Raw genomic sequence first — 205 nt, 5'->3', positions numbered from 1 at the left:
GCGATGGCGAAGCTGCGCTACACGATCCCCTCGAAGACCGACGTCGCCCAGCAGTTCGGCAAGGACGTCCCCGAGGAGCAGGTGTTCGTCGACCTCGTCGCCGACGCCCGCGCCCGCACCGGCGAGCTCGGTGCCGACTGTCTCAAGGCCGCGACGAAGATCTACACGGCCGTGCAGTCGGCGCTGACCGGGCAGGACTCCCCGG

At 70.2% G+C, this 205-nt stretch carries 1 pseudogene; it reads left to right on the top strand.

From position 1 onward, the window contains the following. Window positions 1–205, top strand: a pseudogene (locus HP445_RS00005) (ABC transporter substrate-binding protein); the annotation flags it as partial.

Origin of the sequence: Curtobacterium flaccumfaciens (assembly GCF_013359815.1) — a bacterium.
GTDB classification, from domain to species: Bacteria; Actinomycetota; Actinomycetes; order Actinomycetales; family Microbacteriaceae; genus Curtobacterium; species Curtobacterium flaccumfaciens.
The sequence above is the reverse complement of the archived record's forward strand: the minus strand, read 5'-3'. Positions and strand labels throughout refer to the sequence as shown.